The following is an 18,238-nucleotide window of genomic DNA, read 5'->3' as shown; positions in this document are numbered from 1 at the left end:
GCCGGTGAGCGGCTTGCTGGCGTTCACGTTCTACTGAACGGCGATCTACTCTCGGTCGGAAACGAACGCATCCCTAAGTCGAATGCCAACCGCCGCCGTTATTCTCGCCGAGCTTGGATCAGCATGTGGTCTTGCAAACGTCGAACGTTCGCAATGCGGAATCCTGCTGGAGGCAGCGGCCCACCTTGCGAGGAGGCGGCTCGGTCGGACAGTCGAACAAGCAGTTCATCAACTAGGCCGGCAGACGAGTACCGTTCGGCGGCTCCTCGTTCACCGAGCACGAGCAGGGATCGGACCCCCGAGGAGTAGAGAATCCGGAGCGTCTTCTCGGGTTCGTCCTGCGGCAGCTTGTCAGGCAGTACGAAGGTGTCGCCGTGCCCGCCCGGAACACCCTCCCGCAACCGCCCATCCTCACCGAGCACGGCGTCGTAACAGCGCACCTCAACGGGCGACTCCTCGCGGCCGTCCTCGGTATCGGCGCTATACGCCCATGTCACGTACGGAGTGCCTCGTCTCAGCGCGGTGAGCCAGGGGCGCAGCACCCGCTCGGCCTCGTCCTGCAGAACCCCCACTTCCACGTCCACTCCGGCTCGGCGCAGTTCGGCCACGCCACCTGCGCCGCGCGAAGTCGGATCGATCAAGGCGACCACCACCCGGGCGATCCCGGCCTCGATCAGCAGCGCTCGGCAGGCAGGGGCGAGACCTACATGGTTGCAGGGTTCCAGCGTCACAACCGCCGTACCGCCACGCGCCGCCGGCCCCGCTGCGGCCAAGGCATTGCCCTCTGCGTGTGCCTCGCCCTTGCGACGGTGAAAACCTTCGCCGGCCACATGGCCGCCTGCGTCGAGGATCACGCAGCCCACAGGTGGATTGGGGCTCGTGGTGCCGAGGCCCAGCGCCGCCAGGGCGATCGCACGTCGCATGGCGGCGACCTCTGTTTCGGAGGCCATCAGACCGCAGTCGTAGCGTTGAGCTCAGTTGAAAATTCCGCAGCCGGCTCCAGCTGAGCCTGGCGTGCAAGCTGAGGCGCGACCGAAGTGACCATGGAGAGAATTCTGGTCGATCCGTTGTCTTGAGCAACAGTCAGCGCTTGGATGGCCGTGTACGACTGCTGCTTCGGGTTCGTTTCTGCGGTCAGCGCGACCGGCAGCCCGGCATGTGCCAGACCGCCTCGGCGAGGCTGACCACTTTGGCGCCGTTGCCCTCTGACCGCGCCTGCTGGCTGCGCCGGAACAAGGTCCACGTCACCATTGGACGATCATCGGCCTCAGGGCCCACTCCATCGCGTGTCCCGTCCATAGACGGCTCGCCGCCAGATTTCCCGCGTCTTCGTACAGCCACGCCGCGGACTCGACGTACAACGCAGCGAGACGAAGAGCCTCATCGCGAAGTGGAGGACGGACATAGCGGAGGAACACCGTCAAGATGGTGATTTGCGTGCACACGTCGCCGAGAGCATGCCTCGGCCCAAGGAGGTCGTCCGTCCTGACGAGGGCGTGCCACTGCTCACCGAGATGGGAGAGCAGTTCCTCGGTGTGGCTGGCGGAGAGGCGTTGCACGCGGTGGTCCACCAACGGGTCGACAACCGGTACGGGCAGCTCCGGAGTGCTCACCGCTCTGGCCTGACCCCGAGCTGAAGATCCTGCTCCAGGCCGCTGCCCCGAGCGTTCTGGTACGAGCTGGACGAGTTCGCCGGCGGCGCCCAATGCGGGTTCCAGTTGGTGTGCCAGGGGGCAGGGAAGCATCTTCTCACCGAAGGTCGTCATCGCCTGCCCGCACGTTTCAGAACCGTGTTGACTCTTCACCGCAGATTGCTTGGGCGCTGAACGGGCGAGAAAAGGCGGGACGATAAGGCTTGGGCGGCAGTTGGATGGGGTTACGGAAGGCTGGTGGCTACACTGCCACTGGTCCTCGTCTCGAGTGCTGCCCAAGACCAAAGTGCTGTCCGTGGCGGGGAGGAACACCGCGTGGGCCCTTCTGACCTGCGCATCTGCACTACCGGCGGATTGCTGCAGAATCCATCCTCAAAGCGTGTCAGTCGAACCATCTGACCTGCAGCTTTACCCTGGGGTCGCTCATCACCCTGGAGGGATCGCAACAATTGCGCCACGGCCTGGGTGTCATCCGGGCGAGGTCGCTCATCACCTGGAGCGATTGCCTTTATGGGGTCGGGGACAGTTGTGCTGCTGGGGTGGGGCGGATGCGACCGACGATCGGTGAGCACGGGAGATCCTGCGGTGCGAGCTGCCGCGTCTGGTGCGGGTGTCCTGGCTGTTCGGGCCGGACGCCGATGAGTGGCCGGAACGAGCGAGGTCGGGGTGCGGCTGACCTCGGGAGTTGCCGGGGGCACCGAGTTCGGATTGGTCCAGGCGGCGGTTGTCGGGAGCCTGTGTCCCGACCTACGGCCCGGCTGCCGGCGGTAGGGCACCGTTGCTGCCGCATTGGAGTCGGCGTGGTGTGAACGTTCCGGTGGCAGGTTGCGTTCGCTGCGGTCCTCGGCGGGCGTAGGGGTAGGGCTGCCCGGCTGGAGGCATGGGCGGCGGTCGCACTCAGGCTGTGGCGTCGGCTCGGCGAGCGTTTGATGCGTTGCCAGGCGATCATCGCGTTGGGCAGGCTGGTGCGCGCTGTGAACGTTCCGCACCGGCAGATCCGGCCCGTTTTCACCGAGCGATCCATCACCGTCTACCAGGCCTGCAACGCGTCCATCGCCACCCCCGCCGTCGCCGCGCAGCGCTTTGTGGCGCCGTTCAAGCGGGAGCGGATGACGTGGATCAAGCCGTCGTTCCTGGATGATGTACCGCTGTGGTTACGTCACGAAGCCCGGTCAGGAGCGGGTGCCGGCGATCGAGGTGAGCCGTGAGGGCTTCGAGTGGGCGCTGGCCGACTCCTGCCTCAGCCACGACGACGGGCGGCCGGGGTGGGCGGAGCGGCTGCGCCGGAGCCCGGTGCGCATCCAGTGGGATCCCGAGCGCGGGCTGCGGCATGAGGCTTTGCCGTACCGGTCGATCCAGGTGGGGCTGAGCGGGGTGGCGGTGCGGCGGTACGTGGAGGAGTGGACGCTGGGGTTCACCGATATCACGGACTTGGTCGGTGAGGTGCGTGCGGCGGTGCAGGGCGGTGTGGACGCTCGTGAGCTGCTGCCGGTCGAGCGGCCGTACCCGTTGTCGTGTGAGCCGGCGGAGACGATAGGCGCGAGCGTGGAGTGAGGGGGCGGCGGCGAGGGTGGGCGTGTGCCCGGCCGCCGTGTCCTCGCCGCTCATCCCGGTTCAGTGCACCGCCGGCCGTTGCACTCCCCGCACGAGGCGTTGCGCGATCGTGGTGGAGCCGCTGGAACGCTCCCAGGGCCGCGTTTCGCAGGTGGTTCAGGGGGCGTAGTCGATTCGGGGGCTCTGTGTTCCTGTGGCGCCGCGGCGCCAGTGTGGTGGTTCGTTCTGGCGTGGGCCGGGTTCGACGGTGACCGCGGTGGTGTAGTGGCCGGGCGGCACGTCGTACGAGAACGGGCCGCAGGTGCGCGTCTGGCCTGCGGCGAGCGCGCCCAGCTCGCACGTACGGAGGGTTTTCGCCAGGGGTGTGCGTGATAGGGCGTTGTGGAGCCAGACGTAGGCGACGGCGCCTTCGGCTGTGCCGGTGGCGCGCAGGTCGAGGGAGGCGACCACCTCGCCGTCGGTCACGGCGATGCACGGCTGCACCGATATCGGTACGCGTGGTGAGGCGAGGGGTGTGCGGCACCGGGTGGGGACGTCCGGGATGGTCTGGCCCGATGCCCAGACGAACGCCGCGGTGGCGAGGAGGGCCAGCGCCGTGCCGATGATCGCCGCGGCCTTCCAGAGAGCGCGGGGGCGTTTCCCGATGACGGGTGGGCGGTGCTCGTGGTCCGCTGCGCCGGCCGGGTTCGTCTCGGTGGTCGTGTCCGGTTCGGGGCGCGCGGGTTCGCCTGCGGCGGGCTGGGTGTGCTGCTTGACCTGGTCGTTGATCTCGTGCCAGCGCCGTTCCCATTCGGCGGTGTCCGTCACGCCGCAGGCGCGTACGTAATCGAGGGTCGCCGACAGGCTGGGCAGCCGGAGGCCTTTCGCGGCTTCGGAGAGCCTGCTGGGGGAGCAGCCGACCCGGGAGCCCATGGTCCGGTACGTCGGTTGCCCGGCCGCCACGCGCAGCTGACGCAGGTCGTGCGCGAAGCGTTCGATCAACCCGCCCTCGGGATCGAGTTTCCGCTCTGGCCTGCCCATTCACCCTGCCTTGTTGATCAAAGTCGTTGATCGGTGGTGATCAATCAAAGCGTGGCAAGGATGGGCCGTGCTGAACAAGTCGGCCATCTGAGGAGGCATGAGTGAAGACGATGTTCGCGGCGGCGGTCGCGGTCGCCATGGCGTGTTGCGGGGTCGCGGCGCCCGCGCAGGCCGCTACGGGGGTGGCCTTCCGTTCGTACTCCGGCGCGAGCCCGAGCGCCCACCAGGCGAACTTCGAGCGCCTGCGCAGCCAGGGTTACCGGCCGATCTCGGTGAGCGTCTCGAGGGGGCCGAAGTACGCGGCCATCTGGGTCAAGAGCGGAGGGCCGGCGTGGATCTCCCGGAGCGGGTTGTCGGAGGCTTCGTTCAAGGCGCGGTTCGACGAGTACCTGGCGCAGGGGTATCAGCCGATATCGGTGTCGGCGACGGGGCCGGCGGGCAGCGCGACGTTCGCCGCGCTGTGGGAGAAGCGCTCCGAACGGTTCTTCTCCCGCATGGGGCTCACCGGGTCCCAGTTCGCCGCTCTCAACCGGAAGGCGTTCGCGGACGGGTACGTGCCGGTATCGATTGATGTGTACGGTACGCCGTCAGATCCCCGGTACGTCGCGGTCTGGAGGAAGGGCCAGGGCGGTTGGTACTACTCGTACGGCAAGACGTTCGCCGGGCACAAGAAGTTCTTCGACCAGCGCGCGGCCGAGGGGTACCGCCCGACGACTGTTGCGGTGGGGCCGGGCGGGAAGCGGTTCTCCGCGGTGTATCGCAAGGACGGGGTCCGGCCGTGGTACCACTACATCGACAACTCCCCGGCCGCCTACCAGCGCAGGTTCGACAGCATGGTGGCGCGCGGCCTGCGGCCGGTGCAGGTGAACATCGAGGACGGTGTGTACGCCTCGATCTGGATCAGGTGATCGGGGCCCGGCTGATGTCTCGTACGGGTGAGTGATCCCCGGGAGGGCGCGCGTCTGGTCGCCGGGGCTTGAGCCGCCTGGCGACCGGACCGTCCGGCGACCGGCCGACGTGGGGCTGCCGGTCCCGGCGGGCTGGAGGACGGCGGCTCACCGCTACTGGTTCACTGCCTGCGCAGCAGGCCGATCTCCGCGGCGTTCTTGGCGAGCTCGATGTTCACCCAGGCGACCACGTGTCCCAGGGTGAGCGTTCCGTCGGCGAACCAGCCGCTCCGATCGGTGGAGTCCAGGTCCGTCCCGCTCAGAGAGTCCAGCGCGTGGCTCCACCGATCACGGCACTCGTTGAGCCACGTGACCGCCGATGCCACGTCGCCCGGCCAGGGGGTCGCCTGTGCGGCCGCGGACCAGTCGTCCGGCTCGGGCGCCGCATCGGGCTTGTCGAAGCATCGCGTATACGCGTGGGTCCACCAGAAACCGATGTGCCACATCACCCAGGCGATGGACGTCGCCGGCGCAGGATCGGGCTCCGGCATGGACCAGTCGGCGGCCCATGTTCCGTCGGGCTTCCGGCGGACACTCCAGCAGTTCGACGAGGGCTCCCGTAGGGCTTCCTCGTCGGTCAGGCCGTTGAGCTGAAAGGTCAGCAGTGACCAGGAGACGTCCAGTTGCCAACGGAGCCGCTGCAGTTCAGACATGGACGGAAGCCTAGGGCCTGCCCAACAGTGTCGATCAAGGCAATTTTCCGGTGCCGGTGACGTGATCGCTAAGGTGCGCGCGGAGTTCCCCGATGAGATCTCCGGCGTCGCGTACGCCGACGGCCGGGCGGGGGCTGGAGCGGCTTCAGTGGACAGCCCGTGCATCACGGTCGAGGCGCCGCTTTCCGCGGCATCGGTCGGGACCGTGTTTCAGCAGGCGTGGGGGAGCCGCCCGACCGCACGAGTTCCCGGTACCGTCCCGGCGTGGTGCCGAACTCCCGCTCGAAGGCGTGCGACAGCGCGTACGGGCTGCTGTATCCGACGCGCTCGGCGATGGCCGCCAGCGTGTCCTTGGTGTCGCGCAGCAGGGACGCGGCTTTGATCACCCGCCACCAGGTGAGGTACGCCATCGGCGGCCGCCCGACCAGGGCGGTGAAGCGGCGTGCCAGCGTCGGACGGGAGACGCCCGCCTCGGCGGCCAGGCGGTCGATGGTCCACGGTGCGGCCGGTCGTGCGTGCATCGCCCGCAGCGCGGCGGCCGTCACCGGATCGCCCAGCGCGCTGGGCCAGGCTCCGCTGGTGGTCTGGGACATCCAGGCCCGGATCATGTAGACGAGGAGCAGGTCGAGCAGGTGCGGCAGTGCGATGGACGAGCCGGGCCGCACCTCGTCCAGCTCGACGGCGAGCAGGTCGATCGCGGCGCGCAGCTCCAGGTGGGTGCCCACCCGGCTGGGGAGGTGGACGACCTCGGGCAGCTCGGTCATCAGCGGGTGCATGCGGCTGCAGTCGAGCCGGTATTTGCCGCAGAGCAGCTCCGTCGCGCCGTGCCGGCGCGGCTCCGCCGTGGCCGGCCACTGCTCGAACGGCACCGCATGCTCCAGGTCGCCGAGGGAGTCGGCGAGCACGTGGCCGGTGCCGTGGGGGAGCAGCACCGCGTCGCCCACGTTGAGGGACACGTCGGTGCCGTTGTCGGTGCGGAGCCGGCAGGCGCCCTTGAGGACGACGTGGAAACCCGCGCCGTCGTACGGGTCCAGCCGCACGCTCCAGCTCCCGTCGATGCCCACCCGGTCGAATAGCGGGTGTCCGAGATGAACGGCGGAGATCGCGTCACTGACCACGTCCATGCGCCCACGATATCTCCCGTGATACGAATTCGTATTTTCCTGAGCTGAACGGGCATTGAGCGGATCACCTGCCGCTTCCTAGGGTCGTTGACCATGACGAACGAGAACGCACAGCGCATGATCCTCGGGGACGTCGAGGTCCTCAGGATCGTCGAATATCACGGGCCGTTCCGGCCCATCTCCGACTTCTTCGCCGGACCCGACACCGAGGCATGGAAGGCCAACCAGGACTGGCTGGCGCCCGACCACTGGGAGCCCGGCACCGGCCACATGGTGTGCGCCCTGCAGAGCTGGGTGCTGCGCAGCGGCGGGCGTACTGTGCTGGTCGACACCGGCGTGGGGCACGACCGCGAGCGGCCCGGCCTGGGGATGTTCCACCGGGCCCCCAGCGATTTCCTCGACCTCCTGGCGCGGGCCGGCGTGCGCCCCCAGGACGTGGACGTCGTGGTCAACACCCACCTGCACGCCGATCACGTCGGCTGGAACACCGTGGACGCGGACGGGCTGTGGGTCCCGGCCTTCCCCAACGCCCGCTACCTCATCCCGGCCGCCGACGACTTCCACTTCGGGCCGGACAACGCGTACGGCGGGGGCGTGCAGGAGGCGGCCCGCTTCATCTACGAGGACAGCATCGCCCCCATCCACCGGGCGGGACAGGCCGTGCTGTGGGACGGCCACCACCGCATCGACGACCATCTCACGCTCGAGTCCGCGCCCGGCCACACCCCCGGCTCGGCGGTGCTGCGGCTGGCCTCCGGCGGCGACCGTGCGGTGTTCGCCGGGGACGTGCTGCACAGCCCGATGCAGATCCTCGACCCCTGCCTCAACAGCGCCGCCTGCCTGGACCGCGCCCAGGCCAAGGCCAGCCGCATCCGGATCCTCGAGCGGGCCGCCGACGAACGCGAACTCCTCATCCCCGCTCATTTCGGCGGCCCCGGCGCCCTGGAAGTCCGCCGGACCGGCACCACCTTCGCCCTCGGCCCCTGGGCGGCCACCTGAGACCCCAGCCCGCATCCCCCTGCCACCACGATCCAAAAGCCGGTGCCGACGCACGCCTGCCCGGCAGGACCGTCTGGGTGGTGGGCGTGGACGGCGACGCTCCGCCGAGGGGGCCGGGGCCGGGAGTCGACCGCCTGATGCGCGGTACGTCTCCGTCAGGACGGGAGGTCGGCTGCATCGGGAGCGAGGCGAGAGCGGCGGCCGAAGGCCGTGGGGAGGAGAGGTTCACCCCTTGGCTTCGGGGCCGGGCGGTTCGATGATGCCCTTGCCGCGGCGTCGGGTGGCCGAGGTGAGCTGCGGGTCTTCCGGCCGGGGGCGGTCGAACGTCGGGCGGGCCTCTTTCCAGTGGCCGCGGGTGAAGTCGGGCACCTTGACCGGGCGGAGGCGCCCGGACTTCAGGGACTCGTGGCTGAGCGGGATCACCGAGCACCAGGCCGCCGAGTCGTACACGTCGATGTCGGGCGTCATGCCGAGCCGCATCAGTTGCACGAGCCGGAAGATGGACACGAAGTCGCCGCCGCCGTGCCCGCCGTACTGGTCGGCCAGCTCCTCAAGCAGCGGCCATAACCAGTGGTCGTACTGCTTGAGGATGGCGTCGTACGCGCTGCCGGTCCGCCAGGTGTGGTCGTCGTGGCCGAGGGATTCGAGGTAGAGGCGGGCGTTGTCGAGCTCGATCGTGCCTCGCGTGCCGGTGAGGGTGGTCTCGCGGGTGTACGGGTGCGGCGAGTTGACGTCGTGCTCGACCCGGATGAACCGGCCTTGGACGGTGGTGACGAAGCAGGTGTGGCGGTCGCCCGAGATGTACGGGCGGTCTTGCCAGGAGGAGTGGTCCGGGCCCACCCGCGGGTCCTCCTCGCGGAACAGGGCCAGCGCCTTGGGCACGGAGGCGACGGCGACGAGTTCGTCGAAGCGGTCGCCGCGGTTGATGCCCATGGCCGCCGAGACCGGGCCGAGGCCGTGCATGGGGTAGTGGAGGGCGTTCATGCGGGTCTGCCAGCGCCGCCGCCAGTGCTCGGGGTGGTAGGCGCCGCCGAACAGGTACGGCCAGCGCAGGTCGTGGACGTACCCGCCCGAGCCGTGCTGTACGTCCCCGAAGAGTCCCGCCTTGGCCATGTTGAACATCTGCAGTTCCGGGCGGAAGTAGTTGACGTTCTCCAGGAGCATGCAGTGCTTGCGGGTGCGTTCGGAGGTGCGCACCAGGTCCCAGATCTCGTCCAGGTGCGGGGAGATCGGCAGTTCGACGGCGACGTGCTTGCCGTGCTCCATGGCGGCCTTGGCCTGGGGGTAGTGCCACTCCCATGGCGTGGCGATGTAGACGAGGTCGATGTCGTCGCGCCGGACGAGGTTGAGGAAGTCCTCGTCGCCCGCCGCGTAGCCGGCCGGCTCGACGTCCTGGAAGCCCTGCTGCATGATGCGGCTGATGGTGCGGGTGACCCGTTCCGGGCGGATGTCGCAGACGGCGGTGACGGTGGCGACGGCGCCCCAGCGTACGTCCTGGTCGCCGCCTCGGTTGCCGAGGCCGATGAGCCCGACGCGGACGTTCTCGAAGCCCTCGAACGGGACGTTCACCATGCTCCGTTCGCCCTTGTCGCGGGGTGGTTCCCAGGCGGCGGCCGTGCTTCCGATGGCCGCTGTGGCGCCCAGGGAGACACCGGTCTTCAGCAGGTCGCGGCGGGAAGGGGCGTAGCGGAGCGGAGGGGCCACGGCGATCACTCCAGGGTTGGGGGGTGGTGATGGTTTATGGCGTTTTCTCCTGGTATGTGCGCAGTATCGATCATCCGTTGCGGGAGAGCAAGAGCTGTCGCGGGTGGGGTTGCGGCGCAGACCTACGGCCCCGTGGTGCTCGGCGGGCCGAGCAGGCGACCGCGGTGAGGTGGTGTCCTCGGCAGGGGGCGGCTCGTGGTGGCTTACCCGGATTCAGGCGGCGAACGCTCAGTGCAGGGTGCGGAAGCGGGCGGGGTCGGCCGGGTCCCGGTCGACGACGTGGACGGGCGGCCAGGCTCACTGCCAGACGCCGATCCCCGGCACCCGCCAGAACCGTATCCGCCCCCGGGCGCCCTCCACCTCGACGTCCGGCCAGGCAGCGGACACGCGTGCCCGGTCCGTACCGTACGAGCGGCACCGCCGGCGACGGATACCCGGTCAGAATCAGCAGCGCCGTCGCCCCGCTCCCGGCGACCGCGTCACACAGGGCCTGCGGGTCCAGTCCATCGAGTTCCCGTACGGTGCCGCCGCGCGGTGTGAGGTGTTCCCGCAGGATGCGGATGCCGGACTGCCAGTAGACGCTCGGCTGGGCCGCCACGGCGATGTGGCGGTGTCCCGCGCCCAGAAGGAAGTCGCCGTACATCCGCCAGCCGTGGGATTGCGCCGGCGCCACCCGCGCCACGTGCTCCGCCGGTTGCTCGGTGAGCGCGTCCAGCACCGCCGAGGAGCAGAGGAACGGCAGACCGGCCGCCTGCGCCGCGGCGGCGGCCTGTTACCCGCCCCGGCGATGGTCAGATGCCTACGCGTGACGGTGGGCAGCGCACCACCCGCAGCCGGCAGTGCGCCCGACGATGCTCGCGAGGGCGATGGTGACGAGGACGGGCGCGGCAAGACCGAGCCCGGAACCGCCGATGAAGAGCGAGGAAGCAAGCAGTCGAGGCCCAATAGCGTCGCCGTCCTGGGCGGCGAGCCACATGACGAGCCCAGTCACCGCGATCGTGGGTGAGCCGGTGATCAGCAAGGGTTCGGCCGGCTCTGACGGCGAGAGCAACGCCGGGGCCGGAGGTGATGATCGAGCCCAGCGTGTACGGAGGATCACCAGGCCGGTTTCCCAGGTGGTGCGGCTCGTTTCGGTTCTGCAGGTTGACCGAGAACGTGAGGAACTGCGCCGCGTTACCGCCGAAGAAAAGGCACCGTACCGCGAAGGCGCGAACCCCCGGCAGGGCCGAATCGAAGACAGGCTCAGCCGAGCCGCATAGACGCCGCTCGTACGCGGGGAAGGCTGGCGAGGAGAAAATAAGGTCCCCGGCAGTGCCGTAGCGATCTTCGTCAATGCTGTCGAAGCCGGCGGCGTTTCGGATACGCGCAAAGGCCGTGTTCGAGCGGTGACCGGATGGCGCCGTGGGCCGGCAGGTCGGTGGGCTGCAGAAGAGCGCGTCGGGGCGGGATCACGCCCACACCGAGCATCGGCTTCGGTCGGCGGAAGCGTGCCCGGCGGTGGTAGACGTAAGAGGGAAGTGGCCACACTGCCAGTGGGCCTCGCCTTGAGGCGGCTAGAGTGCCGTCCATGGCAGGCGGAATCAACCGCGCGGACACCCCTTCTGACCTGCGCATCCGCACTACCGGCGGACTGCTGCAGAATACGTCCCCACAGCCCGCCGGGTAACCCGCCTAACCTGCGGCTTTACCTTGGGGTCGCTCATCAACCCTGGAGGGATCGCAACGCGACCTCGCCCTCATGCAGCGGATCCGGGTCACCGGTCGCTCATCAACCCTGGAGGGATCGCAACACACCGGCCGCCGTGGCCAGCCGGGTCGCCGACTCCACGGTCGCTCATCAACCCTGGAGGGATCGCAACATGATTTGCGTCCACACCCGCGGCTCGTAGTCGTAGGTCGTCGCTCATCAACCCTGGAGGGATCGCAACCGCTTGATGCTCTCGACACCAGGGACGGTGCGCACGAGTCGCTCATCAACCCTGGAGGGATCGCAACACCAGGTTGCCGGTCAGGGTGATAGTGGACCTGTTGGCCAGTCGCTCATCAACCCTGGAGGGATCGCAACGTCGTATCCCCAAAGCACCCCGCACGGCCAAGGAGGTCGCTCATCAACCCTGGAGGGATCGCAACCCGATGCCGTTGACCAGCGGCCGGCCCCACGGGAATCGCAACGGTAGCTGTGCGGTCTTGATGATCCCGCGGGCGATATCGAGTCGCTCATCACCCCTGGAGGGCTCAAGGCGATCACGGGGGCGAGGGGGTGCGGCTTCGAGCAGCTCACACTAGGCGAAGGCATGGCTCCACCGTAGTCATTGCACGCGCGGTGATGTCGGCTCGAAGCGCCCTTCTTTCGTGGTAGCAGCAGCCGGTACGCGTGGGCACTTGGCGGGTGCCATGGCGGCACCCGCCGGTACGCCGAACACGCTCACCCGGACGCGGTGCGCCCGGCCGTGCTCTCCCGCACGACCAGCGTGAACCCGGTGACGGTGTCGTTCACGGGCAGGTCGGTCTTGCTCTGTGCCCGGGCCAGCAGCCGGTCCACCGCGGTTTCGGCGATCTGCCGCTTGTCGGGGGAGATGGTGGTGAGGGTGGGGGTGCTGTAGCGGCCTTCGTCGATGTCGTCGAAGCCGGCGACGGCCACGTCTTCGGGGACGCGGAGCCCGTGTTCGAGGAGGGCTCGGATGGCGCCCTGGGCGACCAGGTCGGTGGCGCAGAAGACGGCGTCAGGGGGGCCTCCCGCCCGCTTGAGGAGTTTGCGCATGGCCAGGAGGCCGTCTTTGCGGTGGTAGCCGGCGGTGGGGATGATGAGGCGGGATTCGACTTTGAGGCCGGCGGACTCCAGTGCCTGACGGTAGCCGGCGGTGCGGAGCTGGGCGATCTCGGAGGTGGCCGCGCGCTGGGAGCCGATGAAGGCGATGCGGCGGCGGCCGATCTCGATGAGGTGTTCGGTGGCGGTGCGGGCGGCGGCGACGTTGTCGATGCCGACGTGGTCGACGAGGCCCTGGCTTGAGCGTTCGCCGAGCAGGACGATCGGGGTGCGGTCGCGGCGGCCTTCGAGGTCGGCGCCGCCGAGGGCGACGGGGCTGTAGATGAGCCCTTCGACGAACTGGGTGGAGGTGCCGTTGACGACGGCGAGTTCGCGGTCGCGGTCGCCGAGCGTCTGCATGATCATCACGGTGAGGCCGCGCTTCTGCGCGACTTCGACGACGAGGCGGGCGAGCTCGGAGAAGTAGGCGACGTCGAGCTCGGGGACGGCCAGGCCGATGATGCGGCTGCGTCCGCTGCGCAGGCTGCGGGCCGCGTGGTTGGGGCGGTAGTCGAGCTCTTCGATGGCGGCGAGGACGCGGGCCCGCACGTCGTCGCTGACGTGAGGGTAGTTGTTGATCACGTTGGAGACCGTCTTGCGGGCGACTCCCGCTCGGGCTGCCACGTCCGCCTGTGTGACCGTCATCCCTGCCTCTGTCTGCTCTCCGGAGTTGTGAACGAGGACAAGTGTAGCCTTTACCACGTGGCAGGCCACGTGGTAAAAACGCTCGCAATAGCCGCGAAACACTTCAGAAACCCCGATCGCGGCCTCCCGGAGGGCTCCATGCGCATCTCTCGACGGCTGATACCGATCTGCCTGACCATGTCGGCGATAACCGCCGTGACCGCCTGCTCCAACACCGCGGCGTCCTCGGGGGAGAAGTCCAACACGCTGACCATCGCGGTGTGGGGCGTCAACGAGGACATCGACAGCATCAAGGCCGCCGCCAAGGGCTTCGAGCAGGCCAACCCGGACATCAAGCTGAAGTTCAACAGGACCGACTGCGGCGCCGACTACGCTGTGTGCAAGACGCTCATCGCCGGACGCAACATGGCGGACGTGCTCGTCACCGGCACCTGGAACTTCAACCAGATGGCCAACGACGGCGTGCTGGCGGACCTGACGGACCGGATGGCCGCCGACGGCGTGAAGGAGGAGGACTTCGTCCCCGTCGTCATCGAGTCGGACAAGGCCGCCAAGGACGGGCGTTTCTACGGGCTGCCGATGGGCTACAACGTCCAGTCGCTGTTCTACAACAAGGAGATGTTCGCCAAGGCCGGGCTGAAGGAACCGCCCGCCGACGGCGACTACACCTACGACGACCTGCGCGAATGGGCGCGCAAGCTGACGCTGGACGCCAACGGCAACAACGCCGACAGCCCGGACTTCGACCCGAAGAAGATCGTCCAGTGGGGCTACTACAACCGCTTCGCCATCCCGTCGGAGCCGGGCTACTGGCCGGTGCTGTGGGCGTACGGCGGCGGCGTGCTCGGCGGCGAGAAGCGCGACCAGTGCGACCTGGAGAAGCCGGGCACCGCGCAGGCGATGCAGCTCCTGCAGGACATGATGTGGAAGGACCACAGCTCCGTCACCCCGCAGATGGAGCAGGAGACGCCCGGCTACCTGCGCTGGATCCAGGGGCATGTGGCGATGCAGCAGGGCTCGCACGAGCAGGTGACGATCGCAGCGCAGCAGAACCCGTCGCTGAAGTACGACATGGCCGCCCTGCCGAAGGGTCCCGAGGGCAACGCGACGATGATCCAGGTGCACAGCTGGGCCGCCTACGCCAAGTCCCCGAACCTGGACAACGCCTGGAAGTTCATCAAATACATGGCGACCGAGGGTGCGGGCAAGCAGATGGGGCTGATCCCGGCGTACAAGAAGGTCGCCGAAGGGCCCGCGTTCCTGAAGGCGCCCGGAGAGCCGGAGCACCTGAAGGAGGCGCAGCTCGACCCCGCGGCATGGCCGCTGGCCCGCACGAACATCGACCCGCAGGGCGTGCTCGCCACGGTGCTCGGCCAGGACGGCATCGGCCCGGCGCTGAACGACATCATCACCGGCAAGAAGCCCGCGGCCGAGGCGCTCCAGGGCACCTGCGCGAAGATCGACAAGATCCTCGCCTCCTGACGGGACGATCGTGATGGCCGAAGCCGCACCATCGCCCGCGCAGGCGCCGCGCTCCCGCGCGCGGCGCCGCGAGGCGGGCACCGCACTGCTGTTCCTGCTGCCCCAGATCTTCGGACTGGTGGCCTTCATCGGCGTCCCGCTCGGGGTGTCGCTGTACTACTCGTTCACCCACTGGGACCTGGTCGCCCCCGAGCCGACCTGGATCGGGCTGGAGAACTGGACGCACCTGCTCGAGGACGAGCGTGTGCCGAAGGTCCTGTGGAACACGATCAAGTTCATCTTCACCGGCACCCTCAGCTTCCTGCTGATGTCGCTGGTGGCCGCGCTGCTCACCTACCGGCCGCGGCGCGGGGTGGCGTTCTACCGGGCGCTGCTGTTCCTGCCGTACGTGCTGTCGCAGATCGCCGTCGGCATCGTCTGGCGGTGGATGTTCAACACCGAGTCCGGGCCGATCAACGCCGCGATCGAGCTGTTCGGCGTGGACGGGCCGCAGTGGCTGCTCGACCCGGCGACCGCGATGCCCGCCATCGCGCTGGTCACCACCTGGCAGGGGCTCGGCTACGGCATGACGCTCTACATCGCCTCCCTGCACGGAGTGCCCGAGGCCCTGCCGGAGGCGGCGAAGATCGACGGCGCGAACGCCTGGCAGCGCTTCCGCCACGTGATGCTGCCGATGATCTCCCCGACCGTGCTGTTCCTCGTGGTCACCTCGCTGATCGGCGCCCTGCAGCTGTTCGACCCGGTGGTCGCGATGACCACCTCGGGCGGCAGCATCGGCATGGCCGGCGGGCCCGACGACTCCACGCGCACGGTGGTGCTCTACATGTACAACCAGATGTTCAACTACAACGAGCGCCTGTCCGGGCTCGGGTACGCCGCGGCGATCGCCTGGGTGCTGGCCCTGCTGACCTTCGTGCTCACGCTCATCCAGTGGGCGTTCAGCAAGCGGTGGGTCTTCTACGCCGGTGAGGGCGCCGCCAAGAAGGGCGGCCAGTGATGACGATCACCGACACGATCAAGGCGGGCGCGCCGCAGCGGGCCGCGCAGCCCGCGCCCGGACTCCACCGGGCGCGCAGGCGGGCCAGGACCGGCTTCTACCACGCCGGGATGACGGTGCTGGTGGTGCTGTACATCCTGCCGGTGCTGTGGGCGGCGTCGATGTCGCTGCGTACCGACGCGAACATGTTCGACGCCGACCAGCTCATCCCGCACCCGATCACTTTCGAGCACTACGCGAACCTGTTCACGATCCTGCCGGACTTCGGGCGGTACGTCGGCAACACGGTGCTGATCGCCGTCGTCGGCACGGCGGGCACGCTGCTGTCGAGCTCGCTCGCCGGGTACGCGCTGGCCCGCTTCACCTTCCCGGGCCAGCGGGCGCTGCTCATGGTGATCCTGCTGACGCTGATGGTGCCGCCGCAGGTGACGCTCATCCCGCAGTACGTCATCTTCCGCAACCTCAACTGGATCGACACCCCGCTGCCGATCATCGTGCCGATGCTGTTCGGCGGCGCGCTGCCCACGTTCTTCTTCCGGCAGTTCTTCCTGACGCTGCCGCGCGAGCTGGAGGACGCCGCCGCGATCGACGGCGCGGGCCGCTGGCGCACGTTCTTCTCGGTGATGGCGCCGCTGGCCGGGCAGGCGTACCTGGCGATGGGGTTGCTGACGTTCGTGCAGCTGTGGAACAGCTTCTTCGTCAACTCCATCTACCTGCAGGACCAGAACCAGTGGGTGCTCACCCAGGCGCTGCAGAGCCTCATCGGCCGCTACAACAGCCAGTACGGCGAGATCATGGCCGGCGTCACCCTCGTCTCCCTGCCGATCGTCATCGGCTACGTCTTCGTCCAGCGCTGGGTGGTGCGCGGCATCGCCTTCAGCGGCATGGCCAACTGATTCTCGCTCTCCTCCCGGAAAGGGACCCCTGTACGTGAAGATCCCCGTCACGACCGCGACCGTCCGCGTGCACCCGGCCCGCCGCGCCGACCACCCGCTGTCGAAGTCGAAGTTCGCCGTGTTCAACAGCGGCATCGTGCACGCCCCCACGTACCGCCGCGACGAGGCCGCGCTGCGCGCCGCGCATCCCGAGTCGGTCCGCATCGACATCGGGTGGGGCGCCGAGTGGATCGGCTACGAACGGCCGATCAGCACGCCCACCCCGGACGGCTTCGTCTACGACTTCTCCGAGCTGGACGAGATCGGCTCGTTCCTCAACGGCCTCGGCATCCGCCCCTACTGGTCGTACTGCTACGTGCCCGCCCCCTATCAGCCCGAGGGCGGCGACTGGCGCGACCTCGCCGACGACGCCGGCTGGGCGGAGATGGTGCGCGCCTACGTCGCCGGCGCCCGCGAGCGCGGCGTCACGGTCGGCTACCACGAGGTCTACAACGAGCCCGACCTGCGCGACGAGAAGACCGGCGAGGCCGTCTTCTACGGCGGTGACCTGGACGACTACCTGCAGCTCTACCGCACGGCCGCGCCCGCGATCCGCGCGGCCGACCCCGACACGCCCGTCGGCGGTCCCGCGCTGGCCATGGTGCTGCCGAACGAGCACTGGATCCCGGCGTTCCTCGACACCGTGCGGGCGGAGAAGCTGCCGCTGGACTTCTTCTCCTTCCACCACTACGGCACCCACAGCGTGCATGTCGCTTTGGAGAAGGTGCTGCGCCACCTGGAGGAACGCCCCGACCTGGCGGACGTGGAGGTGCACCTCAACGAGTACAACTCCTATCCGGTGCACTATCCGCGCGGCGGCACCCAGGACGGCCACCACTTGGCGGCGGCCCTGCTCGCCGACTTCGCCGCGCTGCTCGCCGCGCCGGGGCTGACGAAGGTGAACTGGGCGCAGTTCCTCGACAGCGGCCACGGCAACTACTCGGGCATGGTCACCATCGACGGCGAGCGCAAGCCGGTGCTGAGCGCGTACGAGTTCTACCAGAACATGCCGACCGACCGCTGCGTGCTGGAGATCGACGGTCCGCCCGGGGTCGGCGGCCTGGCCGGCGTCGAGCCCGGCCGCCTGTGCGTGGCCGTGTGGAACCGCTCGCCCCGCGCCGTGCGGGTCCGCCTCGACCTGGGCCAGGGCACGTACGGGAGCGTCGCCCTGCGCAGGATCGACGACCGCCACGACGGCGCGAAGGCCGAGCGGCTGCCCGCCGACCGCTACTGGGACCTGGAGCTGCCCCGCGGCAGCGTCGCCCTGCTGGAGGCGACCGACACCGCCGCGCGGACCGCCCCGCCCGCCCCCGCCGGCACCGTCCGCCGGGTCCGCCACCGCTACACCGCCCGCACCACGACCGCCTGGGCCGACCTGGACGAGGCCACCACCACCTTCCGCCTCGGCACCGCGACCGACCCGCACGCCGTGCCCGTCATCGCCGCCGACCTGGAGGGCTGCGGCGAGACGATCACCGTCACGGGGCGGCTCACCGACGCCGGCGGCGCGGACATCAGCGGCGGGCGGCTCGTCGTCCGCATCGACGGCGGCCTCGGGCAGAGCCGCGAGCTCTACCTGGACGAGCAGGGCCTGCAGACCGTGGACCTCACCGGGCTCGCCGCCGAACCCGGCCGGGCGCGCGTCACGGTCGCGCTGCGCGACGCGCCCGAGCACGCCTTCGCCGTCGTCACCCTCACCTGACCACCTTCACCAGCGCAT

Annotated in this window: 12 protein-coding genes, 1 pseudogene and 1 CRISPR repeat array; of the genes and pseudogenes, 7 read left to right on the top strand and 6 right to left on the bottom strand. The window is 69.1% G+C overall.

Going from position 1 to position 18,238, the window contains the following annotated elements:
- Nucleotides 1-98: 98 nt before the first annotated feature.
- Nucleotides 99-923, bottom strand: a complete 825-nt coding sequence (gene ribD, locus ACFMQL_RS36915; RefSeq protein WP_364070472.1) for a bifunctional diaminohydroxyphosphoribosylaminopyrimidine deaminase/5-amino-6-(5-phosphoribosylamino)uracil reductase RibD — start codon at nt 921-923, stop codon at nt 99-101.
- 1,658 nt (nt 924-2,581) lie between these two features.
- On the opposite strand from ribD, the pseudogene ACFMQL_RS36910 reads away from it, so the two are divergent.
- Nucleotides 2,582-3,206, top strand: a pseudogene (locus ACFMQL_RS36910) (DUF4291 domain-containing protein).
- 156 nt (nt 3,207-3,362) lie between these two features.
- On the opposite strand, the gene ACFMQL_RS36905 reads toward ACFMQL_RS36910, so the two are convergent.
- The gene (locus tag ACFMQL_RS36905) at nt 3,363-4,226 is read right to left on the bottom strand and encodes a helix-turn-helix transcriptional regulator (protein ID WP_364070475.1); all 864 of its coding nucleotides are present in this window, start codon (nt 4,224-4,226) and stop codon (nt 3,363-3,365) included.
- Between the two features lie 110 nt (nt 4,227-4,336).
- Here ACFMQL_RS36905 and ACFMQL_RS36900 point away from each other — a divergent pair, with 110 nt between their 5' ends.
- Nucleotides 4,337-5,134 (top strand): hypothetical protein, encoded by a 798-nt coding sequence (locus tag ACFMQL_RS36900; RefSeq protein ID WP_378790252.1) that lies wholly within the window; start codon nt 4,337-4,339, stop codon nt 5,132-5,134.
- Between the two features lie 161 nt (nt 5,135-5,295).
- On the opposite strand, the gene ACFMQL_RS36895 is transcribed toward ACFMQL_RS36900, so the two are convergent.
- Entirely contained in the window at nt 5,296-5,826 is a 531-nt protein-coding gene (locus ACFMQL_RS36895; RefSeq protein WP_364070477.1) for a DinB family protein, read from the bottom strand.
- 164 nt (nt 5,827-5,990) lie between these two features.
- Nucleotides 5,991-6,950 carry an AraC family transcriptional regulator gene (locus ACFMQL_RS36890; RefSeq protein WP_364070480.1) on the bottom strand — a complete coding sequence of 320 codons (960 nt, stop codon included), beginning with the start codon at nt 6,948-6,950 and terminating at the stop codon, nt 5,991-5,993.
- Nucleotides 6,951-7,043: 93 nt separating this feature from the next.
- Between ACFMQL_RS36890 and ACFMQL_RS36885 the strand changes: the two genes are divergently transcribed.
- Nucleotides 7,044-7,949, top strand: a complete 906-nt coding sequence (locus ACFMQL_RS36885) for an MBL fold metallo-hydrolase (protein WP_378789434.1) — start codon at nt 7,044-7,046, stop codon at nt 7,947-7,949.
- A gap of 225 nt (nt 7,950-8,174) precedes the next feature.
- Here ACFMQL_RS36885 and ACFMQL_RS36880 read toward each other — a convergent pair whose 3' ends face one another.
- Both ACFMQL_RS36880 and ACFMQL_RS36875 read right to left on the bottom strand, forming a co-directional pair.
- The gene (locus ACFMQL_RS36880) at nt 8,175-9,653 is read right to left on the bottom strand and encodes a Gfo/Idh/MocA family oxidoreductase (protein ID WP_378789432.1); all 1,479 of its coding nucleotides are present in this window, start codon (nt 9,651-9,653) and stop codon (nt 8,175-8,177) included.
- A 1,694-nt stretch (nt 9,654-11,347) separates the two neighbouring features.
- Nucleotides 11,348-11,783: a CRISPR direct-repeat array (repeat unit 30 nt; unit sequence GTCGCTCATCAACCCTGGAGGGATCGCAAC).
- Nucleotides 11,784-12,078: 295 nt separating this feature from the next.
- On the bottom strand, nt 12,079-13,083 hold the full coding sequence (locus tag ACFMQL_RS36875) for a LacI family DNA-binding transcriptional regulator (protein WP_364070489.1): 1,005 nt from the start codon (nt 13,081-13,083) through the stop codon (nt 12,079-12,081).
- Between the two features lie 159 nt (nt 13,084-13,242).
- Between ACFMQL_RS36875 and ACFMQL_RS36870 the strand changes: the two genes are divergently transcribed.
- The 4 genes from ACFMQL_RS36870 to ACFMQL_RS36855 are packed head-to-tail and all read left to right on the top strand — an operon-like array spanning nt 13,243 to nt 18,220.
- The gene (locus ACFMQL_RS36870; RefSeq protein ID WP_364070492.1) at nt 13,243-14,586 is read left to right on the top strand and encodes a sugar ABC transporter substrate-binding protein; all 1,344 of its coding nucleotides are present in this window, start codon (nt 13,243-13,245) and stop codon (nt 14,584-14,586) included.
- A gap of 13 nt (nt 14,587-14,599) precedes the next feature.
- Nucleotides 14,600-15,583, top strand: coding sequence for a sugar ABC transporter permease (locus tag ACFMQL_RS36865; RefSeq protein WP_364070494.1), 984 nt, complete (start codon nt 14,600-14,602; stop codon nt 15,581-15,583).
- A complete protein-coding gene (locus ACFMQL_RS36860; protein ID WP_378789429.1) occupies nt 15,583-16,479 on the top strand; it encodes a carbohydrate ABC transporter permease in 897 nt (298 codons plus the stop codon). The genes ACFMQL_RS36865 and ACFMQL_RS36860 overlap by 1 nt, the downstream gene beginning before the upstream one ends.
- A 34-nt stretch (nt 16,480-16,513) precedes the next feature.
- Nucleotides 16,514-18,220: a hypothetical protein gene (locus tag ACFMQL_RS36855; protein WP_378789427.1), complete on the top strand. Its 1,707-nt coding sequence runs from the start codon at nt 16,514-16,516 to the stop codon at nt 18,218-18,220.
- Nucleotides 18,221-18,238 lie beyond the last annotated feature (18 nt).

Origin of the sequence: Nonomuraea fastidiosa (assembly GCF_042751225.1) — a bacterium.
Taxonomy (GTDB): Bacteria; Actinomycetota; Actinomycetes; order Streptosporangiales; family Streptosporangiaceae; genus Nonomuraea; species Nonomuraea fastidiosa.
This window is presented reverse-complemented; position numbering and strand designations above follow the sequence as displayed.